Annotated in this window: 23 protein-coding genes; 11 read left to right on the top strand and 12 right to left on the bottom strand. The window is 38.0% G+C overall.

Annotation, left to right across the window (positions count from 1 at the left end):
- Positions 1-101: 101 nt before the first annotated feature.
- The 3 genes from ACK1JC_RS13120 to ACK1JC_RS13130 all read right to left on the bottom strand — a co-directional run bounded on the left by ACK1JC_RS13120 (position 102) and on the right by ACK1JC_RS13130 (position 2,957).
- Entirely contained in the window at positions 102-1,175 is a 1,074-nt protein-coding gene (locus ACK1JC_RS13120; protein ID WP_409512322.1) for a DUF6670 family protein, read from the bottom strand.
- Positions 1,176-1,237: 62 nt separating this feature from the next.
- Complete coding sequence (pssA, locus tag ACK1JC_RS13125; RefSeq protein ID WP_409512323.1) at positions 1,238-2,059, bottom strand: CDP-diacylglycerol--serine O-phosphatidyltransferase; 822 nt, start codon at positions 2,057-2,059, stop codon at positions 1,238-1,240.
- A gap of 40 nt (positions 2,060-2,099) precedes the next feature.
- Complete coding sequence (locus ACK1JC_RS13130; RefSeq protein WP_409512324.1) at positions 2,100-2,957, bottom strand: 23S rRNA (adenine(2030)-N(6))-methyltransferase RlmJ; 858 nt, start codon at positions 2,955-2,957, stop codon at positions 2,100-2,102.
- Between the two features lie 115 nt (positions 2,958-3,072).
- Between ACK1JC_RS13130 and ACK1JC_RS13135 the strand changes: the two genes are divergently transcribed.
- Positions 3,073-3,669, top strand: coding sequence for a 2OG-Fe(II) oxygenase (locus ACK1JC_RS13135; RefSeq protein WP_409512325.1), 597 nt, complete (start codon positions 3,073-3,075; stop codon positions 3,667-3,669).
- 136 nt (positions 3,670-3,805) lie between these two features.
- Here ACK1JC_RS13135 and ACK1JC_RS13140 read toward each other — a convergent pair whose 3' ends face one another.
- Positions 3,806-4,687: a hypothetical protein gene (locus ACK1JC_RS13140; RefSeq protein WP_409512326.1), complete on the bottom strand. Its 882-nt coding sequence runs from the start codon at positions 4,685-4,687 to the stop codon at positions 3,806-3,808.
- A gap of 259 nt (positions 4,688-4,946) precedes the next feature.
- On the opposite strand from ACK1JC_RS13140, the gene ACK1JC_RS13145 reads away from it, so the two are divergent.
- Positions 4,947-5,465 (top strand): hypothetical protein, encoded by a 519-nt coding sequence (locus ACK1JC_RS13145; RefSeq protein WP_409512327.1) that lies wholly within the window; start codon positions 4,947-4,949, stop codon positions 5,463-5,465.
- A gap of 82 nt (positions 5,466-5,547) precedes the next feature.
- Here ACK1JC_RS13145 and ACK1JC_RS13150 read toward each other — a convergent pair whose 3' ends face one another.
- The 5 genes from ACK1JC_RS13150 to ACK1JC_RS13170 all read right to left on the bottom strand — a co-directional run bounded on the left by ACK1JC_RS13150 (position 5,548) and on the right by ACK1JC_RS13170 (position 10,195).
- Positions 5,548-5,805, bottom strand: coding sequence for a DUF2789 family protein (locus ACK1JC_RS13150; protein ID WP_409512328.1), 258 nt, complete (start codon positions 5,803-5,805; stop codon positions 5,548-5,550).
- A gap of 106 nt (positions 5,806-5,911) precedes the next feature.
- Positions 5,912-6,178 carry a DUF2789 family protein gene (locus ACK1JC_RS13155; RefSeq protein WP_409512329.1) on the bottom strand — a complete coding sequence of 89 codons (267 nt, stop codon included), beginning with the start codon at positions 6,176-6,178 and terminating at the stop codon, positions 5,912-5,914.
- Between the two features lie 191 nt (positions 6,179-6,369).
- Positions 6,370-7,356, bottom strand: coding sequence for a malate dehydrogenase (locus tag ACK1JC_RS13160; protein WP_409512330.1), 987 nt, complete (start codon positions 7,354-7,356; stop codon positions 6,370-6,372).
- A 173-nt stretch (positions 7,357-7,529) separates the two neighbouring features.
- Positions 7,530-8,135 carry a ribonuclease I gene (locus ACK1JC_RS13165; RefSeq protein WP_409512367.1) on the bottom strand — a complete coding sequence of 202 codons (606 nt, stop codon included), beginning with the start codon at positions 8,133-8,135 and terminating at the stop codon, positions 7,530-7,532.
- A 107-nt stretch (positions 8,136-8,242) separates the two neighbouring features.
- Entirely contained in the window at positions 8,243-10,195 is a 1,953-nt protein-coding gene (locus ACK1JC_RS13170) for a transglycosylase SLT domain-containing protein (protein WP_409512368.1), read from the bottom strand.
- A gap of 322 nt (positions 10,196-10,517) precedes the next feature.
- On the opposite strand from ACK1JC_RS13170, the gene miaB reads away from it, so the two are divergent.
- Genes miaB through ybeY form a run of 3 tightly spaced genes read left to right on the top strand, consistent with a single transcriptional unit; the run spans position 10,518 to position 13,593 of the window.
- Positions 10,518-11,969: a tRNA (N6-isopentenyl adenosine(37)-C2)-methylthiotransferase MiaB gene (gene miaB / locus ACK1JC_RS13175; RefSeq protein WP_409512331.1), complete on the top strand. Its 1,452-nt coding sequence runs from the start codon at positions 10,518-10,520 to the stop codon at positions 11,967-11,969.
- A 37-nt stretch (positions 11,970-12,006) separates the two neighbouring features.
- Complete coding sequence (locus ACK1JC_RS13180; protein WP_409512332.1) at positions 12,007-13,092, top strand: PhoH family protein; 1,086 nt, start codon at positions 12,007-12,009, stop codon at positions 13,090-13,092.
- Between the two features lie 15 nt (positions 13,093-13,107).
- Positions 13,108-13,593, top strand: a complete 486-nt coding sequence (ybeY, locus tag ACK1JC_RS13185) for an rRNA maturation RNase YbeY (protein WP_409512333.1) — start codon at positions 13,108-13,110, stop codon at positions 13,591-13,593.
- Positions 13,594-13,731: 138 nt separating this feature from the next.
- On the opposite strand, the gene ACK1JC_RS13190 is transcribed toward ybeY, so the two are convergent.
- Positions 13,732-13,977 (bottom strand): SlyX family protein, encoded by a 246-nt coding sequence (locus ACK1JC_RS13190; RefSeq protein ID WP_409512334.1) that lies wholly within the window; start codon positions 13,975-13,977, stop codon positions 13,732-13,734.
- A gap of 35 nt (positions 13,978-14,012) precedes the next feature.
- Between ACK1JC_RS13190 and ACK1JC_RS13195 the strand changes: the two genes are divergently transcribed.
- Both ACK1JC_RS13195 and ACK1JC_RS13200 read left to right on the top strand, forming a co-directional pair.
- Positions 14,013-15,923, top strand: coding sequence for an ATP-binding cassette domain-containing protein (locus ACK1JC_RS13195; protein ID WP_409512335.1), 1,911 nt, complete (start codon positions 14,013-14,015; stop codon positions 15,921-15,923).
- 729 nt (positions 15,924-16,652) lie between these two features.
- The gene (locus ACK1JC_RS13200; RefSeq protein WP_409512336.1) at positions 16,653-16,877 is read left to right on the top strand and encodes a hypothetical protein; all 225 of its coding nucleotides are present in this window, start codon (positions 16,653-16,655) and stop codon (positions 16,875-16,877) included.
- A gap of 93 nt (positions 16,878-16,970) precedes the next feature.
- Here the strand turns inward: ACK1JC_RS13200 and ACK1JC_RS13205 are convergent, their stop codons facing one another.
- Positions 16,971-17,951: an acyltransferase family protein gene (locus tag ACK1JC_RS13205; RefSeq protein WP_409512337.1), complete on the bottom strand. Its 981-nt coding sequence runs from the start codon at positions 17,949-17,951 to the stop codon at positions 16,971-16,973.
- Between the two features lie 193 nt (positions 17,952-18,144).
- Here ACK1JC_RS13205 and ACK1JC_RS13210 point away from each other — a divergent pair, with 193 nt between their 5' ends.
- Together ACK1JC_RS13210 and ACK1JC_RS13215 are read left to right on the top strand one after the other, a co-directional pair.
- On the top strand, positions 18,145-19,080 hold the full coding sequence (locus ACK1JC_RS13210) for a lauroyl acyltransferase (protein ID WP_409512338.1): 936 nt from the start codon (positions 18,145-18,147) through the stop codon (positions 19,078-19,080).
- A gap of 51 nt (positions 19,081-19,131) precedes the next feature.
- On the top strand, positions 19,132-20,238 hold the full coding sequence (locus ACK1JC_RS13215) for a glycosyltransferase family 4 protein (RefSeq protein ID WP_409512339.1): 1,107 nt from the start codon (positions 19,132-19,134) through the stop codon (positions 20,236-20,238).
- A gap of 518 nt (positions 20,239-20,756) precedes the next feature.
- Here the strand turns inward: ACK1JC_RS13215 and ACK1JC_RS13220 are convergent.
- A complete protein-coding gene (locus ACK1JC_RS13220) occupies positions 20,757-21,866 on the bottom strand; it encodes an endonuclease/exonuclease/phosphatase family protein (RefSeq protein ID WP_409512340.1) in 1,110 nt (369 codons plus the stop codon).
- A 189-nt stretch (positions 21,867-22,055) separates the two neighbouring features.
- Between ACK1JC_RS13220 and asd the strand changes: the two genes are divergently transcribed.
- Together asd and ACK1JC_RS13230 are read left to right on the top strand one after the other, a co-directional pair.
- The gene (gene asd / locus ACK1JC_RS13225) at positions 22,056-23,174 is read left to right on the top strand and encodes an aspartate-semialdehyde dehydrogenase (RefSeq protein WP_409512341.1); all 1,119 of its coding nucleotides are present in this window, start codon (positions 22,056-22,058) and stop codon (positions 23,172-23,174) included.
- A 148-nt stretch (positions 23,175-23,322) separates the two neighbouring features.
- Entirely contained in the window at positions 23,323-24,750 is a 1,428-nt protein-coding gene (locus tag ACK1JC_RS13230; protein WP_409512342.1) for a hypothetical protein, read from the top strand.
- Positions 24,751-24,781: the final 31 nt, after the last annotated feature.

A 24,781-nucleotide genomic window follows, 5' to 3' on the forward strand; every position in this document is an offset into this window, starting at 1 on the left:
GATGTGCATTCTACAGTATTTTTTATACCACGCAATACCTTTTTTAAATTATTTTCTTAATTCGTGTTTGAGTGGTTGTTTATTAGGCAAAATACAACTTTTCATCTATTTTTAAGTGCAATTGGGGCAATATTAGCAATTTTATTGTTATTTTTTTCATCATCATTCTGTTCTTGCCAGAGTAATGGTCGCACATCGATATATTCACAATAGCCCGCACTCCCCTCCTCCACTTCATTATTGATCGTTAATTGGTAACAAAAGCTTCCAACATAGCCTGCACCTAAACCAAATTTAAAATCTCCACGGCTTCGGCCATATAAGTGAATATCATATTCAGCATGTTTCACTTCCCATTCAAATTCACGAGGGAGATACATTTCTTGTTGATTTGGTGTAGTTACTTTCGGATAAACCCGATGAACATTGAAGCTAACCTGTTCATCAATAAAAATAGGGATTTTATGATCTGCTGATCGTAAATACATACGCGACTGAATAATCTGATTAAATTGATTTTTTAATTGAATCAAAATAAGTTGCTGTTGATTTTTCAAATGAATCATTTGGTAGGTATAAAAGCATATCGGTAAATAAAGCACATTGATTGCACGCGCATATTCAAATGCACCTTGATGGTTAATCTCAAAAGTTTGATTTTTATATCGAATAGAACCCTGACATTGACAAAGCAGCGACCAGTGATCATAAATACCAATTTTTAAACGATTGAACTGATGAATGATCGGCTGTGTTTCGATATTTAAATTGACCTGTAACTCATCATCATTCCGCTGTAAATGAAATCTAGGAAATGCACCGCTTAATTGTTGTTTTTCGCCAAATCGAAAAAGTGTGTCCTTAAAGTGGCATTCATTCTGTTGAGAATAATTATGGATATGTCCTGTCATTTGTGGACTACTACTACTCAACACAAAAACAGTATCTAAGGGATTTGTAGAAATAGCGCTTTGATTACGCAAAATGGGAATATTGGGTTGCCCTGTGAGTGCTTTAAAATTGAAATAGTGTAATGGTGATGGTAAATCGGGAATTATCAATCCTTGATAAATAATTTTGTACCATCCCTTAACAGGATGGTAAGCGAGATCAAGCGGGAACCGCTCTGACTTAAGCTGCGTAGATTCATTGGATGGATGCATAAACAGCTTCATAATCAGGCTCCTTTTATCCCGCCCTATATTTCAAAATCTCTGATGTCATTTTTAGATTTTATTTATGCTGATTTTCGTGCCATAAAGGTTGTTACAAATCCTGATAATGCATAAATAATTGAAATAACCAAAATTCCTACAGGAATGTTATACGTCATTGCCGCAAGAATAAATACAATAATAGGTAAAACGAAAAATGGCACACGACTACGATCGACTGTTTTAAATGAGTAGTACTTGATATTGGAAATCATCAATAAACCGACTGCAACAATAATCACAGCATTTACAGTTTGAATAGCAACATCTTTTAAATCGAAAATAAGCGGGAAATCTCGCCCAACCCAAACTAATGATACAATCATAATGGCGGCAAGCGGACTTGCAACACCAATAAAGTAGCGTTTATCGACCACACCAATTTGTACATTAAAACGTGCTAAACGAAATGCAGCACAAGCTGTATAGACAAAACATGCAGCTAAGCCAATACGACCTAAATCATGCAAACTCCAACTATACATAAGAATAGCAGGTGCAACACCAAATGCTAACAAGTCAGACAATGAATCAAACTGCTCACCAAAGGCACTTTGCGCACCAATCGCACGTGCAACTCGACCATCTAAACCATCAAGTAATGCTGCAATAAAAATAGCATAAATTGCTTGCGTATAATCGCCATTCATACTGGCAATAATCGAGTAAAAACCTGACAACAACGCTGAGGTTGTAATCAGGTTCGGCCACAGATAGATACCACGACGCTTCACTTTATTACCTTCTTGCGTATGCTCTTCTTCTTCCACTTCAAACGTAATGCCATCGAAACTCGTTTGCGCTTCTGAAGCTTGATCGCTTTCGGGTTTATTTGTATTTGTCATTTTCGGATCCTACATGTGACCTTATTGCTTTTATTAAAAATTACTCACCAACCAACCAACGAACAGCGGCATGTCCACCCGTATCCTGCATACGTAAATGCGGGAATAACCATTGTAATGCTTCGTCAGCGTCTTGAGAGAATTTCCATGGTGGATTGATCACAAGTAAGCCACAGCCATTTAAACCAACTGGCGTATCATCTGGCCATACGCAAATTTCACATACCAACTGACGGCGAATACCCGTTTTGATCATTTTTTTCTCAAAACGTTCAATCATGGCACGGTCTTTAATTGGATACCAAACTGCAAAAACACCCGTAGGCCATTTTTTGTAAGCAGCAACCATCAACTCAACAAGTTGTGGGAAATCTTTACGTTCTATTTCGTAAGGTGGATCAATCATCACCAAACCACGTTTTTCCTTCGGTGGAATCACACCAAGTAAGCCTTCATAAGCATTACGTTCATGTAAGCCTGCACGCTTATCACGAATATTATAGTAGAGCTGTTGAAATACATCGCGCTGCATTTCAAAAATAGTCGCTTTATCAATATCACGCATGCCTTCAAGCGCAAACCATGGTGAACCTGGGTATGCACCTTTACCTGAACCTGCACGCATATCTTCAACAACCTTAAGATATTGCTTTACGCCTTCAGGAGCATTACGTTTAATAGAATCATCAAGTTTTACAAGACGATGAATACCATTTAAAAACTCACCCGACTTTTGTGCTTCTGCTGTTGATAGATCGTATTTGCCCGCACCACCATGCGTATCGATATAACGATAAGGTTTATCTTTCGTGTTAAGACGCGAGAGTAGCTGTAGCAACAATACATGCTTCATGACATCGGCAAAGTTGCCCGCATGGAAATGGTGACGGTAATTCATGTTTCAATTATTCCTGAGTTCAACCGCTATTTTAGCACGAAAAAACATTTCTTCATCTTTCCACATTTGTTCTAAACTATTAGCTTGAATTTTTCTGTTGTTTTATTGGAATTTTATGGAAGCTACACTCCTCCCAGAGTCTTGGAATGTTGATCAAATTCTCGATGATCTTGATCAGCATGGTTTTACTTTTATTGACAATGCTTATCCATTTAGCTATACCCAACAACTTGTTGAAGAATGTACTTCAAATCTTAATCTTTTTCGTGAAGCTGCCATTCAAAATGGTGTCGTTAGCAATATTCGTAGTGATCACATTCTTTGGATTAATGAAGAATTAAAGATCGCTCAACAACATATCAATGCCCTTCAAGCACTTTCTCAAGTCTTAAATAGAAGTTTTTACTTAGGTATTCAAGAAGTCGAAGCTCATTTTGCCTGTTACAACGCAGGTGAATTTTATGCCTTACATCGAGACAATCCTCAAGGTAAAAATGGTCGTATTATTTCAACTGTTTACTATTTGCATGAAGCATGGCGAGCAGAATGGGACGGACAATTACGTTTACAAGACAAAAATAATCAATGGCATACCATTGTTCCGAAACCAAATCGTATTGCGATCTTTCAAAGTGACTTATTGCATGAAGTAATTGAGGCAAAAGAACAACGCCTATCAATTACAGCATGGTTACGTACTCAAACCATTTGAGTTCAATCAAAATTTATTTGATCAAGCTACACAAATAAATCAAGGAAATATTGATGAGGTTTAAACCAATATTTCCTCGCATTTTAATATTTTGACCTCGAAAATATTCAATAGCACTTATATTTTCGTACAGATTTTAAAAATTTGCTGCTTGTTCATCTACAAACTTAAATTTATATTCATGTTGAATACTCGCCATTGGCATTCGTATTTGCATGTTTTTATCATTTAATGTCGCCTCTTCAAAAAATATATTGAAAGACGTTAGGCTGTGTCCAGGTAAATCCATTTCATCCATATGCAAAAACATGTTATCACCAGCTTTAAACTCTTCATCAAGCTGAGTCTGAATCATATTATGGAAATCTTTAAACTTACCTACTCTTTGTCCACTTTTAGTCACTTGACCTTGTGTTTCTTGTAAAATAACTTGAGTTACATCAGAACCTTTTAATGCACCAACAAGCGTATTTGTCATTAAACTCACGCCTTCTAAACTCGGTATAGCCGTTGCAGTTTTAGCAATAACAGCAATGTCACTCACTGCTCTTTTCAAAGAAAACTCTTTTAAATTTGTACGCTTTAAAACCTGCTCTAGCCGACTATTGGTCATGGGCTTATATTCACGGTCATTAAAAGTTAAACGAACCTCATTTGGCTTAAATTTTATTCTTTCACTTGAGTGGTTACGCACCACAACAAAAAAGGGTAAGCCTTTTCCTTGTAAGCGTTGATATTGAACAGTATTTTCATTTGCACGTCGCACAATAACTTCAACCCGATTTGCTTCCTTGCCAACCGTATCTTTCAAAGTCACCGTATAACCTTGAGCAACTTGATTATTCATCATGGTTGCAAACTCAGGAACCTTCTCTGTTAAAATTTGATTAATATTTTCTGACTCCAATGACAACCCCCGCATTGCCTCATAAACATCATTCGCCATCGTATGCCCACTACAAAGCAACAACCAGCCCATCCCTAAGCCATAAATATTCAGTTTCATTTTTTTGTTCATAAAAACCCCACTACAAAAATAAAAAATAAATAACACAAGGAAACAAAATACTACATCAATCATATTTTTTGTTTATTTTTTAAACACAACCACTTGATATTTAGTAACAAATTAATTTTTATTTTTTAGAAAAAATTACTATTAAACTGATAATCGCTAAAATATTAAACACACTTAAAATACAGTTTCTGATTGACAAGGGGTTTAAATCACAGACATCAGCCTTATTATAATGAGCAGAACTAAAGAGGATTCGGACATGTCTGTAAATACAACAAATATCATCTCGCGCATTGGTGAAACGGATCAATTGTATTTGACAAACAATTCACCCGAACTTGCACTTGAACGTGGGGATTTACGCTTAGAGCTTGCAACAATAAGCCATTCTAAACAGGAACAAATCCACTTCCTGCAAGAAGCGATTGTGTTACTTGAAACAGCTCGAGTTGAATACGAAGAAATGCCAATGGCGTTATATGTAAAACTTTCTTTGCATTTGGTAAAGGCCTATATGATCTTTTTCGAAATTACTAAAGAAACGCGTTATGCCTTAATTACACAGCAAATTTTAAAACCATTAACCGTGAATGAAGATGCAGATATTTATTTTTTCTTGGCTTATGCTGCTGTGAGTAAAAATGAAATAGCTATGACTCGTCATTGGATTGGTAAATATTTAAAAAATCCTGCACATGATCCTGCATTGTTGCAGTCACACTCAGCATTTCACTCTGTACGTGGTGCCGAATGGTTTCCAAAAGTGCTTCCAAGTTAATCAATATAGAAATGTGTAAAGTTTAAAAATAGAAATGGCTCAGAAATGAGCCATTTTTTGTTGCGCTTGGGAAAAGTTAAAGTTAAACAGGTTGGAGTTTATAAGCATCCATATGTAATTGCTGATTAAGCTCATCAACCCAAATCGCCCAATCATCATCTTGTACCAAATGACTAATTAATAATGCACGCTGACTTTTATTCCAAAAAGGTGCGTCATGTAGTGAAACATTTGCAGGAAGTTGATGTGTACGAATGTACAATTCAATTGCTGCGGGACTGTTTGCTAAACCGAGTTGTGAAAACAGTAAATCCAAGGATGGTTTTTGTTGTGTGAGCATCCTGCGCCCTCCTTATCAATTGTTCTGTATTTTCATATTATCCTAACTGATAAATTGATTAAAAAAAAGCCCAATTTTGATTGGACTTTTTTTGTATTTGTACCACTTATTTTCTTAAATTTTTAATACGTTCAGCTTTAATATCTTTATATAATAACTCGTTTAAATTATCAATCACGATGGACCACTCATCATCTTTTTGCCAATGACTCGATAAAAATTGCTTTTGGTTTTCTGTCCAAAATGGCGCTAGATGCATCATAGTACCTTCAGGCAATTGATGTTCCTCAATAAACTGATCAATTGCATCTGATTCAGATGATAAGCCCAATTGCTCAAATAATAATTCTAGAGTCGGTTGCTGATCAAACATATCAAGTATTCCTCTTTCTTTTCAAATTATTCATTGTGATCTTTAAAATATGAAGCTTTGCCTAATTTGTCTGCTCAGTTCGCTGTCTATTCTTGTAATTTTTTGTTGAATCCATTTTTAAAAAAGCGATTCGAAATAAAAAAGCACCCTAAAAGGGTGCTTTTTCTAACTCAATCTTTCAAAAGATTAAATTATTTAATCATGTCAGCAACTGCTGCACGTTCGCCTTCTAACTCATCTAGAGTGAAATTGATACGCTCACGGCTGAATTCATCAATTTCAAGACCTTGAACGATTTTGTATTCGCCATTTTCAGTTGTTACAGGGAAACCAAACATAACGCCTTCTGGAATACCATAAGAACCGTCAGAAGGAATACCCATTGTTACCCATTTGCCGTTTGTGCCAAGAGCCCAATCGCGCATATGGTCGATTGCAGCATTTGCAGCAGACGCAGCTGAAGACAAACCACGTGCTTCGATGATCGCAGCACCACGTTTACCAACAGTTGGAAGGAATACATCTTTGTTCCAAGCAGCATCGTTAATTTTGTCTTTTAAGCTTTCGCCGTTTACAGTTGCAAAACGGTAGTCAGCATACATTGTTGGAGAGTGGTTACCCCAAACTGTCATTGTTTCGATATCAGAAACAGCAACACCAGCTTTTTGAGCAAGTTGAGTCAACGCACGGTTGTGATCAAGACGTAACATTGCTGTAAAGTTTTTCGCTGGAAGATCTGGAGCAGATTTCATTGCAATGTAAGCATTTGTATTTGCAGGGTTACCTACAACAAGAACTTTAACATCACGGCTCGCAACTTCGTTGAGTGCTTGACCTTGACCAATGAAGATTTCGCCATTTACTTTAAGTAATTCAGCACGTTCCATACCAGGACCACGTGGACGTGAACCAACTAAAAGAGCGTAATCTGCATCTTTAAATGCAACTTTAGGATCATCAGTACCTACCATACCTTCCAATAATGGGAAAGCACAGTCGTCAAGTTCCATCATTACGCCTTTAAGCGCAGCTTGAGCTTTCTCAAATGGAACTTCTAACAATTGCAAAATAACAGGTTGGTCTTTACCAAGCATTTCACCGCTAGCAATACGGAATAATAGGCTGTAACCAATTTGACCTGCGGCGCCAGTAACGGCAACACGAACTGCTTGCTTCATCTAATTATCTCCAATTGAGGATATTCAATGCGATTAGATAGTTAGTCTATCCAATCCAATCATCTTAAACGTCCAAGATTGTACTCCAATCTTTTCGGTTATGCATTTAAAAGAAAATGATTTTCAACAAAAGTATAATAAAAAAATCAACAGTTAATTTATCATCGATAAACTCAATATGAGCCTTGAACGCTAAATGAGCTTGGACAATTTGAAAGGACATGACTAGAGCATTGCTTAAACTGACCATTCACCTTATAACAAACCTGTACTTCTGTAAGTACAGGAGTCGAACGCAAATTTTGGCAATTAAAACGTATACCATTGACTGTTAAACCTGGATTTAAACGAATAAATTGAGCACGTAAAGCGTTGTGTTGTACTTGCTTATTTTCAGAACCCGTTAAATCAGCAGGAATCTTTAAACGATCTGCAAAATTAATCAATGTTCTAAAATACTGACTTGCATTAGAAGGAATACACCCCCCCACACTACGCCATAACTGAACACGTGCGCTTTCTTCAGGCATAACCCGTGCAACAACTTTAGCTTGTAATGGTGATAATGTTGCCGATGTATTGGTCGAACAATCTGCCTGAGTCGTTTCAGGCAACAAACCAGTAACAGTCAATGAATAACCTTCCAAGCATTTTCGTTGCTTCTTCTTGCTACTATCCATTGCACAGACCGCAGGTGTCATTTGCACCTGCATGACATATCCTTGAACAACAGGTGCAGCAACAACATTTCCAGCACTAAAACAAAAAAGACCTGTCATAGCATAAAGCCATGCATTAAGCTTTTGCTTCAAAGACTTAAAAATGTTGTACTTCATTTTACGATTTCCAATATCTCAACTGTTGTCATCACATGATCAAAAATAATTTACTGAATGCTTCGCATTGGAATAGTCGGCATTCTACTTTCAATAATTTGTGGCCCTTGCCCAAGTAAAATGCCGTAATGCGTGGCATTAGTCATGACATTTTTTACATAGTCACGTGTTTCACTCAAAGGAATCGATTCAGTATATTGATCGGCAGATAAACTTTGATAATCGGGTTGCCATCTCTTGGCACGATTGGGTCCCGCATTATAACCTGCTGTTGCAAGTACGGGGTTACTACTCAGTTGATTTTGAATCATGGATAAATAAAACGTACCGTAGCGAATATTGGTATTGGTATCCGTCAATGCAGCAGGATTATAAGTTTCCCCCATTTGCTTCGCGACCAATTTAGCAGTGTTTGGCATAATTTGCATTAAACCGCCTGCTCCAACATGCGAACGTGCGACACTCACAAAACGACTTTCTTGACGCATTAAACCATATGCCCAAGCAGGATCAATACCTACATTTCGACTATGGCTAACTACAGTTGCCTGATGTGGTGTTGCATAACGATAGGTATAGTTATGTTTTTTCTCGGTACGATCTGCTGCATAAATTGCACGATCATACCACCCCATATCACTTGCACGTTTCGCTGCCGCAAGTAATAAGCCATCATCATGTTTCAAATAAGCTTGACGAACTGCCCAGTTCCATTCACGTGTTGTATAGACCGCAGGTGCGTCAATATTTCGTAAAGCAAAAGCACGACGGAAATGAATATCTTGATTTAAACGTGTCTGATCACTCACAGAAGGTTGCTCTTGCGGTGCAGAAGCATTGTAACGTTGCCCAATTCGATCTTTTGCAAGCAAATTATGATAGTCCTCACCTGACATGGCAAGTCGTTTATAAATCTCTTCTGCCGCTTTTTTAGAGCCTTTATCGCCTCGCTGTTCAGATGCTCGAGCAAGCCAATACTGCCAACGATCTTCCTGCCGTTGTGTCATGCTCATACTATCAATAGCACGAATCACGCTCTCCCAAGAACCAAAACGAATGGCTTGACGTGCATAAACTTCTGCTTCTTCGGAGCTAAAAGGAACGCCATAACTTGCATCAAAGTTTTGTAAAACTTCACGGTTGAAATTATTTTTCATCACCGTTGTACCACCAATATAACCAACGGTTCTGTAAATATACTTTTGTACATCGGCAGGTATGCCCTGTACCAATCGTGGTACAGACTGCATTGCAGAAGTTAAATCTGTATCGGCAGCACGCCCGAGTGCAAATACTAAATACGCATAGTCTTGCACGTTATTTTTAGGCGCACTCCATAAGTAGTTCAATGGATTGGCTTGAATTTGATTAAACTGCGCCAAGGATAAAGTTACGCCTATACTCTGTGCTGTTGCAATCGCTTGCCCTGACTGCCCTGCACGTAACTGTGCATATAAACGTTGTTGGCGGTCTTGTTGTGTCATTAATGGACTAGTCAGCATTAAGCGCCCCAAGCCTATACAGGATTCGGGTTGTGAACTCGTATTGAGCCACACATCTTTAAACTCGGCATAGACCAATGAGTCGCCTGTTTTCGCACGGACTTGTGCAACGGCACAGCTTTCAGCCTGATCGGCATTGGTCACATAAGGTAATACAGGTTGGGCATTGACATAATCTGCTTGTTTTACTTTTTCTTCAACATAATCTGCAGAGAGCTTTTCTGCCATTGCCGATTGTGGATAACGCTGAGCGAAAGCGACAATGCTCGATGATGGTTGAAATGCCAAATTTGAATTCAATGACCAATATTCAGGATAATATCCGAGCGCATCATTTTGCATGGCATAACGATATTGCTCCAATGCTGAAGGGTTACTGGCATTACGTAAAGCATCATTAAATTGCTCTTCCGCTGCATGCGTAAGTTGAAATCCAGTACATGCCAATAAACCGAATGCATAAGACTTTAATTTTTTTTGATTGATTACTTCATTTAACATTGTTTTATTCACAACCATTCTTTCATTTTGCATGACTTGCCCATTATTCTAACTTGGCACGTATTTGTGCTTAGTTTAATTATTCTAATCCATTTCTACTGTTCTGTTATGTAACCTTATGATTCATATTTAATAATAGTCTTCATTTTTTATTCTTATTTTTCAATTTCAAAGCGATTTAGATAAAGCATAGGTCTTTGTGATGAAATGCTGTAAAATAATGCGCTTTTCGATGTTCACGAAAATATCACATCGAAACACCCGATTATTTTAAAGTTTAATTTTTCTGAAATTTAATTACAGTTATAGGATAAATACCTCCATGACGGTTGAAACCTTCATCCCTACCGCCCAAGCTGCCTCAGAAAACACTGTTATCCAGCCACAGCACATCCCACTCGATGGCTCAGTCAAAAAACTGTATATCGAAACTCAAGGGTGTCAGATGAATGAGTATGACAGTCATCGTATGGCAGATTTATTGGGTGATTCGCACGGTTATGTGCTGACCAAAGACCCTAAAGATGCCGATATTCTATTAATGAATACCTGTTCAATTCGTGAAAAAGCGCAAGAAAAAGTGTTTTCTGAATTGGGTCGCTGGCGCAAACTGAAAGAAAAAAATCCTGACCTGATCATTGGTGTTGGTGGTTGTGTTGCCTCACAAGAAGGTGACAACATTCAAAAACGTGCCAACTATGTCGACATGGTTTTTGGTCCTCAAACATTGCACCGTTTACCGCAAATGCTAGATCAACATTTTGATCAAGTTGAAAAGCCAAAGAAAGAAAAAATCAAATTAGTTGATATTTCATTCCCTGATATTGAAAAATTCGACTTCTTGCCTGAGCCTCGTGTTGAAGGCTATAAGGCCTTTGTTTCGATTATGGAAGGCTGTTCAAAATACTGCTCTTTCTGTGTTGTACCGTATACACGCGGTGAAGAAGTTTCTCGTCCGCTCGATGATGTATTGGCAGAAATTGCGGTTTTGGCTGAAAAAGGCGTGCGTGAAATTTCATTGCTCGGTCAAAATGTCAATGGCTACCGCGGTGAAACCTTTGAAGGTGAAATTTGCACCTTCGCAGACCTCCTTCGCCTTGTTTCAGAAATTCCAGGCATTGGTCGTCTACGTTATACGACATCACATCCACTTGAATTTAATGATGATTTAATTCAATGCTACCGTGACTTACCACAAATGGTTTCACACCTTCATTTGCCTGTTCAAAGCGGTTCAAATGATGTATTACAAGCCATGAAACGTAATCACACGATTGATGTATATATCGAAAAAATTGCCAAACTACGTAAAGTCCGCCCAGATATGCATTTGTCTTCAGACTTTATTATTGGTTTCCCTGGTGAAACCGATGCGCACTTTGAAGAGACCTATCAGTTTATTCAAGATTTAGACTTTGACCATTCTTATAGCTTTATTTATTCAAAACGTCCGGGTACGCCTGCATCAGAGCTGCCTGACAGCACACCTGAAGATGTGAAAAAAGAGCGTTTGGCAAAAGTTCAACATTGGATCAAACAATCAAGTATTGCAAAAACAGATGCCATGCTCGGTACGGTTCAACGTGTCCTTATTGAAAATGTATCCAATAAAGATCCTAATCTTTTGGTTGGTACAGCAGATAATACACGTTTAGTTACTTTTGTCGGTGATGCGTCTTGGATTGGACGCTTTGCAGAAATTGAGATTACTGAAATTAAAACTTTAAATTTAGTTTACGGTGAACTCTTGAATCTTGAGCCTGACGTGACGTAATGTAAGAGCATAAACTTTTTTATAAAAAGGATATCTCTTGACGACAGCGATTCGACGTACGGTAGCTTTCCCGGGTATTTCACTTGACCGTTTACAAAGCATGCTCGGTGCTTATAACGGTCATTTGAAACAAATCGAACAACGTTTACAGGTCAATATTTCCAACCGTGGTGACAGCTTCTTTATTGATGGTGATTTAGAAGTTGTAGAACGTGCTGAAAACTTATTGCAACGCCTCTATGCAGAAGCCGAACTTTCACAGCCAATCAGTGCAGATACCATTCACTTAATGATTCAAGGCAGTCAAACTGAGCATGAATTGCAAGATGATCTTGTTGATGATGATGCACATGCAGGCTTAGATGACGTTTGGTTACAAACACGCAAAGGTCGGATTAATCCACGTGGTGCCAACCAAAAGCGCTACGTGCAACGTATTTTAAACAGTGATATTTCTTTCGGTGTTGGCCCTGCAGGTACGGGGAAAACCTATCTTGCAGTTGCAGCAGCAGTTGATATGCTTGAACGCAATGAAATTCAACGTATTCTTTTAGTCCGTCCTGCGGTTGAAGCTGGTGAAAAACTTGGTTTCTTACCCGGCGATTTAACTCAAAAGATTGATCCCTATTTACGCCCACTTTACGATGCCTTGTATGAAATGCTCGGTTTCGAGAAAGTGGCAAAACTGATTGAACGCCAAGTGATTGAAGTAGCTCCCCTCGCCTATATGCGTGGTCGTACCCTCAATCATGCTTTTGTTATTTTAGATGAAGCACAAAACACAACACCTGAACAAATGAAGATGTTTCTGACGCGTTTAGGCTTTGGTTCTCGTGCAGTTATTACCGGTGACATTACCCAAGTCGATTTACCACGTGGGCAACAATCGGGCTTAGCACATGCACTACGTGTAATTGAAAAGATTAAAGAAATTCATGTTACTCACTTCCATTCTCGTGATGTTGTGCGTCATCAATTGGTACAAAAAATTGTTGAAGCCTATGAAGGATGGGATAGTGAACAATATCGTTTAAGTGCTGAAGCACGTGCTGAACGTAAAGCACGTCAAGACGCCTTAATCTCCGACAATGATGCTAAAGCAGATCAGCAGCATCAAGATTAAACTTAAGGATGCATTTTGAAACTTAGTCTATCGCTACAACAAGATTTTCAAGCCGCTGAATTGGTCTTAAAACGTGGTGGTATCAAGAAAGTTGTAGAAACGACATTACGTTTTATTGGCACACAAAGCGACTGTGAAATGGGCATTGCCTGTGTCGATAATGCGGAAAGCCACAAACTCAATTTGGAATATCGTCAAAAAGACAAACCGACCAATGTTCTGTCTTTTCCAAGCGATCTACCCGATGAAATGGCACAGATTTTAGACACATTCCCAATTGGTGATTTGGTCATTTGTATTCCTGTCGTTTTACAAGAAGCTATTGAACAGCAAAAAACACCCATTGAACATTTCACTCATATGCTCGTACATGGCACATTGCATTTGATGGGCTATGACCACGAAACCTCAGAAGAAGATGCTGAAGAAATGGAAGCATTAGAAATTGAGATTTTAAATAAACTTGGCTTTGAAAATCCGTACACTGTAAAAGAAAATTGATTTTTAATATCAAATTTATTCATCGCTTTTCCTGTGCTAAACACATGCCAGAGTACATAGGAAAGCGATGAAGTTTCAACTTTACGCTGTAATCATCTACATCAATGCTGAATCATGTCGATGCACATGTGTGTTAGCTTAGTAATGCGGTGGACGATCTGAATTTGGATCAAAACTCGCAATACCTTCTGACAAATCAGATGATTCAATCCGTTGATAAATTAATTGCATTTGTTTCTTTAAATCAGCAATTTCCGCATTTTGTTTTGCAACCTGATCATTCAGTTGATCAACTAAATCGTCCAAAAATGCAATTCGGACTTGCAAATCTTCTATGGGTGCGGAAAATGACGCCTGATTATCTACACTTTTATCTTTAGTCACTTTTAGTCCTCATTGGGGAATTTTCAGGAAACAGTATGGCCTATATTACGTTAAGGGATGTCCAACTTGCATTTGGTGGACCAGCCCTGCTCGACGGCGCGAGCTTCAATTTGGAACGCGGCGAACGAGTTTGTTTGATTGGTCGTAACGGTGAAGGTAAGTCTACTTTACTCAAACTCATTGAGGGAAGTTTATTGCCTGATCGTGGTGAAATTGCACTACAAAATGGCATCACCATTTCCATGCTTGCACAGGATGTCCCAATGGACTCGGGCAAGGTGGCTGACATCGTTGCCGATGGTGCAGGCGAAGCTGCAACTGTACTTAGAGCATACCATGAAGCGAGTGATGCTTGTGTACTTGGCGATATGGATGCTTGTGATCGTATGGGCGAGCTACAGCATAAGATGGATCAGCTTGATGGTTGGGCACTTGAAACCAAAGTCAATTCTATTTTAAGTAAAATGGGCTTAGACCCTGATGCCGATCTTGCCGATTTATCGGGAGGTCGTAAACGTCGTGTACTTCTTGCTCGTGCACTTTTGACGCAACCAGACGTATTACTGCTTGACGAACCAACCAACCATTTGGACGTTGAAAGTATCGAATGGTTAGAAAAATTCTTACTTGATCAAAACAATTTAACTTTACTTTTCATTTCGCATGACCGTTCATTTGTAGACAGCATTGCAACGCGTATTGTAGAGCTTGATCGTGGAACTTTACGAAGTTATGAAGGTAACTATTCACGTTACTTAGAACTCAAAGCTATGCAAATGGAAGCTGAAGAAAAGCAAAATGCTTTATTCGATAAAAAGCTTGCAGAAGAAGAAGTTTGGATTCGACAAGGCATTAAAGCACGTCGTACCCGTAATGAAGGTCGTGTACGTGATTTAAAAGCATTGCGTGAAGAATCTAAAGCGCGTCGTTCACAGCAAGGTAAAGTGAACATGGCAACCCAAGATGCCAATCGTTCAGGTAAAGTAGTCTTTGAAATTAATAACTTGAGTGTGACTTTTGGCGACAATGCGCCGATTATCAAAGATTTCTCTGCATTGGTACTTCGTGGCGACCGTATTGGTTTGGTGGGTGACAATGGTGTGGGTAAAACAACCCTTATCAAAGCCATTCTAGGTGAGCAAGAACATACTGGTACAGTCAAAACAGGTACACAACTTGAAGTGGCGTATTTTGACCAATTGCGTAATGCACTTGATCTTGAAAAATCAGTGAAAGATAACGTCTCTGAAGGTTCAGATTTTGTTGATGTGAATGGTGGCCGTCGCCATATTTACAGTTATTTGCAAGATTTCTTGTTCTCACCTGAACGTGCTCGTACTCCAGTAAAAGCATTGTCGGGTGGTGAACGTAACCGTATTTTATTGGCTAAATTATTGCTTAAACCATCAAACTTAATTGTGATGGATGAGCCGACCAATGACTTAGATATGGTGACTTTAGAGTTACTTGAAGAAATGTTGGGCGGTTATAAAGGTACATTACTCCTCATCTCGCATGACCGTGCTTTCATGGACAATGTCGTAACATCGACTTGGGTCTTTGATGGTAAAGGCCATATTGACGAGTACATTGGTGGTTACCAAGACTATTTAGAACAGCGCCCTGACCAAACTGCAGTTGATCAAAAATCTGCTGTAAAAAAAGCCATTGCTAAAGCTGAAGCTGCTGCAACTCCTGTTGAAGCCCCTGCGAAAAAAGTAAAGTTGAGTTATAAAGATCAACGTGCTTTAGAACAACTTCCTGCTGAAATGGAAGCGCTTGAAAAAGAGCAAGCTAAAATTAATGCGCAACTAGCCGATGGTTCTTTGTTTGTATCTGACAATGATAAAGCCATGAAGCTGTCTGCACGTTTGGCTGAAATTGATGAGCAATTGCTTGAAAAAATGGAACGCTGGGAAGAATTGGAAGAAATGACCAAAGGTTAATTTTTCTTTATTTAAACCCTGCTATTTGAATGGAAAATGCTTTCGAGCATTTTCCATTTTATGAATATAAAAATAGTCTCAATACATCCAATATGAAAAGCCTCAAAAATTAGAAAAAAAAAAGATAAAAAAATTTCTTCGGGCATCTTTCACTGCATTTTTTAACATTTAATTTAACCAAAATAAAAAGTTAAATTTCAGCCAAGTTTCTAGTAATTTTATTGGCTCAACAGTGGGTATTGCTATTTGGTTTGTAATGTCTAAGGCTAGCTTTCTTCATATGCATTATACCAATTTAGAATATTTATTTTTAGGATCGGGTATTTTTATCACCTTATCAAATTGTGTAATCTTTAAAGCTTCAGAATATACGTGTATTGCTTGCCTAGCTTCTTGATTGTTACCGTTTATGATATCGATCACCATACAATTGACGGTGCAATATTATGCATGATTGATTGGTTGCTTGATGGCTTTTTTCATTGAATATACTTTAATAAAACTGGCACACTGAAAAGAACAATCTGAATAAAAGTGCAACTATTATCAAGCATTACATTAAAATGAACTTAAAAAAACAACCACATTACTATAGTCCTCATATTTACCTGATTTTATTCGCAATCTGATAATATTTTTCTACATTGACTCCATGATATTTTCACACAAATATTAGAATATGTACTTATCGAATCCAGTTCGGATTTCGAAAAATGAAGAGCAAAGATCATGAAAAAATTAACATCTGGTTTATTAATTGCATTTACTACCGCTATTTTCGCAGGCTCTGCAATGGCTTCAACTCCAACACAACATGTCACTGAAAAAACATCAAGTGTACAAATGACCAAACAGCATGAGTCAGCAATACACAAACACGAAGGTCATAAAAACATGAAACATACATCAGTTGCCGCAAAAAGTTCAGAGGAAAAAACCTTAGCTAAAAAATAATGTCTAGATATTTTGCTTTCACAATACGCTTCGCCACAGTTACTCCAGATTTCTGCGGCGGCGTTTTATTTTTATATTTAGTGCTTTAATATCTTATTTAATATCTAATTTTTCGGTCGGTTTGGTTAACCACAAAGACATTTTTCTCAGTAAATTATCAAAAAATGATTGTTGCAACAGCCAACACGTCAATATAGACAAGACAATGCAGATACCAATTTCAGCATAAATATTCAAATTGAGTTTCAGATAACGGGCAATCAGAATCACGACAAAACCATGCAACAAATATACAGGCAAAGTATTTTTCCCTAATTTGACCCAACGTGAGCCCAATGTTTTGCTTAGGGCAAAAATAGCAAACACTCCTAATGTAGATATCAACATATAAAAACTACGAATCAAAGTTCCATCTACGGCACTGACTTTCAATTGTGCATAGCTATAACTACCATATAGCCAAGAGGATTTAACCTGCGCAAAATATACTAGACTTGCAATCATCAATAAAATGATCGAACCCAGAATCCATGCTTTATGAAACTGCTGGATTTTATGAATAAGCGTCTTTCCACACATCACCCCGATCATAAAAAATGGGAAAAATGTAAAAATCCTTCCTACCGAATATTGGTAGTTGTTCCAAGGACTTAATCCAACCAATAAGCATAAAATAATCGATATCGGTACAGCAAAATGTTTAAGCTTCATTAAAAAATGTGCCAAAACCGTCCATACAATCATGCCTTGTAAATACCATAGAATCCAATATGGTCGTTCAAAAATATGCCAATTAAGCTGAAATTTACCTGACCAAAGTGTATCGAATAATGGAAAAAGCAGTTGAAATGGAATATATAAGGCTATAAAAAAGATGATATTTTTAAACCATTTATTATCTTTATAAAATAAACCTGAAATAAAAATAAACGCGGGCATATGTACAAAATAAATCGTGCCCAGTAAGACATGATCAATCGGATTGCCCCACCCAATCATACGTTCTAAAAAATGCCCAAAGACCACTAAAAAGATCAGAACGGCTTTAGTTGTATCTAAATAGTGATCTCTCATACGTTGGCTTCTATTCAGTATTTGGATATTACAGCGTTGTTTATGAAATTATAAGCGGAATAAATCATTCATCACACATCTAAAACCGCCTGAAAAATATCACTTAAAAAAATACACCACGTAGTATTTTCAGCTTTAAAAAAGGATCATGCTACACTCAACATGTTTTCCCCTATTTAATCATTTTGATGCAATGAGTAAAAAGCACAACTACCAACCTGGGCAATTTTATTTGGCGTTCCTTCATCCTCGCTATTGGGGTATTTGGGTGGCGATTTTATGTTTGATGATGCTCGCAATTTTACCTTGGGCAATTCAGCATCGTTTAGCAAAAGCATTGGGCAGTTTTGCCTATGACAGACTAAAATCACGTCGTAAAACTACCATTCGAAATTTGGAAGTATGTTTTCCCGAATGGTCGCCTGAAGAAGTGCAAAAAAATGCACGTCTCGTTTTTATCGATATGATGATCGGGATTTTTGAAACCTTAAATGCGTGGTACTCACCTAAATGGTTTAAAAATCGAGTCACTGTTGAAGGTTTAGAGCATCTGCATAAAGCACAGGACGAAGGTAAAGGTGTGCTACTTTTAGGTACACATAGTACTTTGCTCGATGCAGGTGGTTATCTATGTACTCAATTTTTTGAGCTTGATGTGGTATATCGCCCACAAAACAATCCATTATTAGACATGCTGATTTACCGTTGCCGTAGCACAATTTATAAAAATCAAATTGACCATGACAATATGCGTGGTTTAATTCGTAATCTTAAAGATGGTAATGCTATTTGGTATAGCCCTGATCAAGATTTTGGTCTAAAACAAGGGGTTATGGCACCTTTTTTTGGTACGCCTGCTGCAACTGTCACGGCGCATCGTCGTTTGTTAAAAATGTCTCAAGCTGTTGCCATTCCACTATATTTTTATCGTTATGGCGATATTAAAAATCCACAATACAAAGTCATCCTTGAGCCCATTGTTGAGCCTTTACCGAGTGAAGATGAGTTAGATGATGCAACTCGAGTCAATAAAATTATTGAAAATCAACTTCGCATTGCCCCAACCCAATATATGTGGTTTCACCGTCGTTTTAAAACACGACCTGACGGCTATGACAAAATTTATTAACAATCGATCCAATGAACAACCATCCAAGCCAACACCTGTAAAGGAAAAGCCATGAAAGTAATGCAACTTCTACCTGAATTGAACAGTGGCGGTGTGGAACGTGGAACACTTGAAATTGCTCGTGCGCTCATTGCCGATGGTCATGAATCTATTGTCGTTTCAAATGGTGGACGCTTAGTTCCTGCACTTGAACAAGAAGGAACAACGCATTTAACCCTACCTATTCATAAAAAAGCTCTTTCGAGCTTGTGGCAAATTCGTCCATTACGAAAACTGATTCTTCAATATCAACCTGATGTGGTGCATGTGCGCTCTCGTGTACCTGCATGGCTCACACATTTTGCATTAAAGGGCATTCCTGTTGAGAAGCGCCCACATCTCATTAGTACCGTACATGGTTTTTATTCGATTAATCGTTATAGTCAAATTATGACTCAAGCTGAAAAAGTCATTGCTGTTTCAGATAGTGTGGTCAAATACATTACCGATCATTATAAAAATTGCCCACCTGAAGACATTGTACGCATCTTTCGAGGCATTGACCCTCAAGCATTTCCACATGGCTATCAACCACCCGCACAATGGTTCCATCAGACTTTTATCGATTTTCCTCAATTGGAAAATAAATTTTTAATTTGCTTACCGGGACGAATTACACGTCTCAAAGGACACGAAACACTAATCGCATTGGTTGGAAAACTACATCAGCAATATCCACAACTTCATGCAGTTGTCGTCGGTGGTGCTGATCCTAAAAAAGCTGCATATTTAGATGGGCTTGAAAATACCATTCAAAGTAAAGGACTTCGAGATCAAATTACCTTTGTCGGTCATCGTTCAGATATTCGTGAATGGCTTGCGATGAGTGATCTAGTGTTATCACTTTCTAATCAAGCAGAAACCTTTGGCCGTACAGCACTCGAAGCTCTTTCTGTCGGTACACCTGTTGTGGGTTGGAAACGTGGTGGCGTTGCAGAAATTTTATCTCGTCTCTATCCACAAGGTTTAATTGATGTTGACGATCAAACCGCTCTATTTGAAGCAGTACAATTGCATATTGATAACCCTCAATACGTTGCTCCTGTTACCCAATTTAGCTTGAAAGATATGTGTGATCAGACCATTCAACTGTATAAACGTGTGGCTCAAGAAAACTAATTTCTATTTCTCGATACAAATTTTAATATCTGTTCAAATATAAATTAGGTACGCTTTTAATTGCCGATGATGTTGGAAATATCATATGGCGTATTTCAAGTAAATAAGCACTAAAATATAATGAAAAGCGTGACTTAAAATGGTGATTCGTCACCATTTTTATGCCTATTTTTTGCTCATATTTTCTTTTATGATCAAAGCATCTATATCAGAAAATCTATAAAGCAAAGCAAAACCCGAGTTCTGCATCCTGCAAAACTCGGGTTCTATGAGGTTGTGCTTTCAAATCTTATTGTTATTTTACGATATCCATACCATCATCATATCCATGATATCTACATTCAGCGTCATCTTCCATATGGGACTTTCCATTCCCGTCTCCCTTGCCGATGAATATAGATTAAGCTGATAGATATCCTTACACTATCCGCTATGGACTGAAATCGATGTAAGCATATGCGTACAAAATTCAAAATTTTCACGCTATTTCTGTCTAACAATTTTTCACAACAACCAATTCATTTATAATCTTTTGCAATTTCATCTGTGACCATCTTTTCTTCTTTTTCAGCCTTTTCAATACCTTCCTGAATTGCTTGCTGTGCTTCTTGTTCATCAGCATCGGTTTGTTCTAATTCTTCCTGAATTTTCTCAAATACTTTTCCTGTTTGTAAAATCACATGAATTGGAAAATGATCTGAACCAATATAAGGTAATCGCTCCATTTTAACTAAAGCAAAATCATTACTGTGAAAAACATGATCGAGCGACCATCTTAAAAACCAATAATTGGCATGAAAAGTATTGACATATTTGCGCCCGACTCGAGGATCAAGCAGACCACTAATACGCTGAAACAGTCGTGTTGTTCGCGACCAAGCAACATCATTTAAATCTCCCATAACAATACAGCTTTCATCACGGTCTTTGATTTGATCTCCTACAATAAGTAACTCAGCATCACGTAAAGTCGAATCTTTGGCTTCCGTTGGACTTGGTGGTTTTGGATGTAAGCAATATAAACTGACAGGCTGACCAGATGGCAAAATCACAGTACAGTGAATAGAGGGTATTTCATCACTGAGAATAAATTTCACATCGATATCTATTAGTTTTAATTTGCTGTACAAATGCATACCGTACAAATTATCTAAAGGTATAGGTATACGGTAAGGATAATCTGATTCAATGGTCGATAAGGCATTTTGCCAAATCTGATCAGTTTCAAGAGTTAAAACTAAATCAGGTTTGTGCTTTGTAATTTGTTCAATGAGTAAATGATATTGGGTATTAGGTGTTAAGACATTCGATACAATCATTGAAATTTGTCGACTTACATCTAATTGTTCAGGACGTACTTGAGCAACTTGCTTCTTCCAAACAAACGTATAAGGCAATACCATTTTCAATTGGTAAGCCAAAGCAGCTATAAGTCCCAGTAAAACTATTTCTCGGATTAAATCCCAAGGTGCTTGCCAAAAAATTAAAACAATCAAAGTAAAAAAACCGACTGCTAATATCTGTAAGCGTGGAAAATCTGCACCTCGAAACCACCACTCATCTCTCGGAATAAGTGACCAAAAACTCAGCCAAATGACAATACCTGCGAGAATTTCAATTCCGATCATTTGTTGTCATCCTCATATTCTCATTTTTTTATTGATTCATAAATTTATATCAATTTTCCATGTAACATAAACAAGATATATTGCACAATATAGTTGCTGTTTTCATTGTGTTGCGCTTGCAGTTAAGCGCACTTTTGATACACTCGAAACCCCTTTAATTTTTTTATTAACGCACCGAGGCACAATGACATGAAAGTAGGTCTGGTCGGTTGGCGCGGGATGGTTGGTTCTGTCCTGATGCAACGTATGGTTGAAGAAAATGATTTTGCTCACTTCGAGCCATTTTATTTTTCTACCAGTAATGCAGGTGGTGAAGCCCCTGCATTTGGTGGTAAATCTGCTCCAGCACTTATGGAAGCGACAGACATTACCAGTCTGAAGCAAATGGATGTCATTATTACCTGCCAAGGTGGCGATTATACTTCTGAGGTTTTTCCAAAGCTAAAAGCTGAAGGTTGGAATGGCTATTGGATTGATGCTGCATCTACCTTACGGATGGATGATGAAGCAATCATCGTGCTTGACCCAGTCAACATGAATGTCATTAAAGATGGTTTGGTGAATGGCACTAAAACATTTGTTGGCGGTAACTGTACAGTTTCGTTGATGTTGATGGGCCTTGGTGGTCTATTCCAAAATAATTTAGTGGAATGGGCAACCTCGATGACATATCAAGCTGCTTCAGGCGCAGGTGCGCAGAATATGCGTGAATTGATCAACGGTATGGGTTATTTGTATAACAACACCAAAGACCTTTTAGATGATCCTAAATCACCCATTTTAGATATCGATTCTAAAATTGCAGCACTGCAACGTGGCGAAGGTTTCCCTTCTGCAAACTTTGGCGTGCCTTTAGCAGGTTCACTCATTCCTTATATCGACAAACAGCTTGAAAGCGGTCAGTCGAAAGAAGAATGGAAAGGTCAAGTTGAAACCAACAAGATCTTAGCAACATCACAAATCATTCCAATTGATGGTCACTGTGTGCGTATTGGTGCAATGCGTTGTCATTCTCAAGCATTAACATTAAAGCTGAAGAAAGATGTACCATTGAACGAAATCGAAGATATGTTACGCAATGCCAACCCGTGGGCGAAAGTTGTACCCAATACACGTGATGCGTCTATGACAGATTTAACACCTGTTGCAGTAACGGGTACTTTATCTGTTCCAGTTGGTCGTTTACGTAAGTTGAACATGGGTAAAGAATATCTGGGTGCATTCACTGTAGGTGACCAACTTCTTTGGGGTGCAGCAGAGCCACTTCGTCGTATGCTTCGTATCTTAATTGACTATAAAAATGCTTAAATCTTTTTATATCTGATACGAAACGAAAAGCCGATCACATTAGATCGGCTTTTTTTATGTAACTAGATGGTAAATATTTTACATTTCCATAACAGCTAGGTATTGTATACTTTTGCTGATCCGAACTTCATCTGAGCAATGGATAGAGATGACTGTATATAACAAATTAAAAATCGCCATTTTAGCCATTATTTCATCGCAGACTTTTGCGATTACCATTGATCCCATTCAGGTTCAATCGGGTTCTGGGGATTTATTGTATGCGGAAATGAAATTCCGTCATTCTGACCCAAATGCGCGTATTGAAGTTGGGCTTGCTGAAGCAAATGACCTGATGACTATTGGCGTTGCACACCAACCACCTGGACATTTAAACTTTTTCACTAGACGTACAGGTGATGGCAGTGGTGTTATTGTGATTACCTCATCACGTCCTGTGGTCGACTCTGAACTGAATATTTTGCTTAAAATTAAAGAAGGCTCAGCAACCCATATTCAACAGGTTAAAACAGCACTAAAGCGTAGTCGTCCTGTAGCAGAACCTATTTCCTCAGGAACTGAAAAAGCACTAATTCCTCAGATAATTGTCAGCGAAAAAGATATTCAATTGAATTTACCAAGTAGCTCACAATATCAGGCACTCAATACTGCACCTACATCTGTTTCAACATCTGTACAAAGTAATACTTCTGCCCAATTAAGTACGCCTGTTGCCATTAGTATTACGCCGTCACACATTACGCCATTGGTCACTCAAAAATCTGCGCCTCCTTTAATGAATTCAACAGCTGTTATAAATCCTGAAAAATCAAATGCAACTGTGTTTAATCCTCAAGTGACACCAACAATAATATCAACACCTCAAGCTACAGTTCAGCCTGAAACAAAAGTGGCTGCTGAACAAGTCTTACCTACTCCTGAGCAAAATCAAGCGACTCAAAAGAAAAATCCTCAGGTAGAAGAAAAAGCAAAAACAACAACGACCAATAAGCAATCAAGTCAGCAAACAGCATCAAATAAGACCAATACTGCAGACAAGCATATTGTTCAAGCCAATGAGTCATTATGGAGAATCGCATCTCGTATTGCATCACAAAGCAATCAAAGCGTGCCTGAGGTGATGCGTCAGATCAAAGCCAATAATGAACATGCATTTATTCAAGGTGATATCAATCGTATTCGTCGTGGTGTCGCATTAAATCTATCAATTAGCGCCCAAAAAGCGACAAAAAATACAAGCAAACAAAAAGCGATTATTCCACCAACAACACAGAAACAGTCGGGTAAAGCTAAATATCGTTTAGGGCAAGATGAAATGAGCCTTGTTGCTGATAACAGTCTTGATGCTACACATGGGAAATCGAAAAAAGATCATCAGCAAAATCAAACAAATGCGGAATTGTCTACAAAAGTTATGACATCCCGAGAAAAAACGGTTAAATTACAGAAGAATGTATCTGAGTTAGCACTAGCTTTACAGCAAAAAGATCAAAGAATTCAATTGCTGAATGCAAGGCTTGCGCAACTACAGCAACAATTGCAGCAACAGAATCGTAGTAAAAAGTCTGCACAGTAATTTATTAATATTTTAAATAGACTTACACATC

The sequence above is a fragment of the Acinetobacter sp. TY2 genome (genome assembly GCF_046269225.1).
Taxonomy (GTDB): Bacteria; Pseudomonadota; Gammaproteobacteria; order Pseudomonadales; family Moraxellaceae; genus Acinetobacter.

Excerpts from the sequence above, each read along its gene's own strand:
- ACK1JC_RS13120 (WP_409512322.1), bottom strand. The coding sequence starts at position 1,175 with ATGAAGCTGTTTATGCATCCATCCAATGAATCTACGCAGCTTAAGTCA.
- pssA (WP_409512323.1), bottom strand. The coding sequence starts at position 2,059 with ATGACAAATACAAATAAACCCGAAAGCGATCAAGCTTCAGAAGCGCAA.
- ACK1JC_RS13130 (WP_409512324.1), bottom strand. The coding sequence starts at position 2,957 with ATGAATTACCGTCACCATTTCCATGCGGGCAACTTTGCCGATGTCATG.
- ACK1JC_RS13135 (WP_409512325.1), top strand. The coding sequence starts at position 3,073 with ATGGAAGCTACACTCCTCCCAGAGTCTTGGAATGTTGATCAAATTCTC.
- ACK1JC_RS13140 (WP_409512326.1), bottom strand. The coding sequence starts at position 4,687 with ATGAACAAAAAAATGAAACTGAATATTTATGGCTTAGGGATGGGCTGG.
- ACK1JC_RS13145 (WP_409512327.1), top strand. The coding sequence starts at position 4,947 with ATGTCTGTAAATACAACAAATATCATCTCGCGCATTGGTGAAACGGAT.
- ACK1JC_RS13150 (WP_409512328.1), bottom strand. The coding sequence starts at position 5,805 with ATGCTCACACAACAAAAACCATCCTTGGATTTACTGTTTTCACAACTC.
- ACK1JC_RS13155 (WP_409512329.1), bottom strand. The coding sequence starts at position 6,178 with ATGTTTGATCAGCAACCGACTCTAGAATTATTATTTGAGCAATTGGGC.
- ACK1JC_RS13160 (WP_409512330.1), bottom strand. The coding sequence starts at position 7,356 with ATGAAGCAAGCAGTTCGTGTTGCCGTTACTGGCGCCGCAGGTCAAATT.
- ACK1JC_RS13165 (WP_409512367.1), bottom strand. The coding sequence starts at position 8,135 with ATGACAGGTCTTTTTTGTTTTAGTGCTGGAAATGTTGTTGCTGCACCT.
- ACK1JC_RS13170 (WP_409512368.1), bottom strand. The coding sequence starts at position 10,195 with ATGTTAAATGAAGTAATCAATCAAAAAAAATTAAAGTCTTATGCATTC.
- miaB (WP_409512331.1), top strand. The coding sequence starts at position 10,518 with ATGACGGTTGAAACCTTCATCCCTACCGCCCAAGCTGCCTCAGAAAAC.
- ACK1JC_RS13195 (WP_409512335.1), top strand. The coding sequence starts at position 14,013 with ATGGCCTATATTACGTTAAGGGATGTCCAACTTGCATTTGGTGGACCA.
- ACK1JC_RS13200 (WP_409512336.1), top strand. The coding sequence starts at position 16,653 with ATGAAAAAATTAACATCTGGTTTATTAATTGCATTTACTACCGCTATT.
- ACK1JC_RS13205 (WP_409512337.1), bottom strand. The coding sequence starts at position 17,951 with ATGAGAGATCACTATTTAGATACAACTAAAGCCGTTCTGATCTTTTTA.
- ACK1JC_RS13210 (WP_409512338.1), top strand. The coding sequence starts at position 18,145 with ATGAGTAAAAAGCACAACTACCAACCTGGGCAATTTTATTTGGCGTTC.
- ACK1JC_RS13215 (WP_409512339.1), top strand. The coding sequence starts at position 19,132 with ATGAAAGTAATGCAACTTCTACCTGAATTGAACAGTGGCGGTGTGGAA.
- ACK1JC_RS13220 (WP_409512340.1), bottom strand. The coding sequence starts at position 21,866 with ATGATCGGAATTGAAATTCTCGCAGGTATTGTCATTTGGCTGAGTTTT.
- asd (WP_409512341.1), top strand. The coding sequence starts at position 22,056 with ATGAAAGTAGGTCTGGTCGGTTGGCGCGGGATGGTTGGTTCTGTCCTG.
- ACK1JC_RS13230 (WP_409512342.1), top strand. The coding sequence starts at position 23,323 with ATGACTGTATATAACAAATTAAAAATCGCCATTTTAGCCATTATTTCA.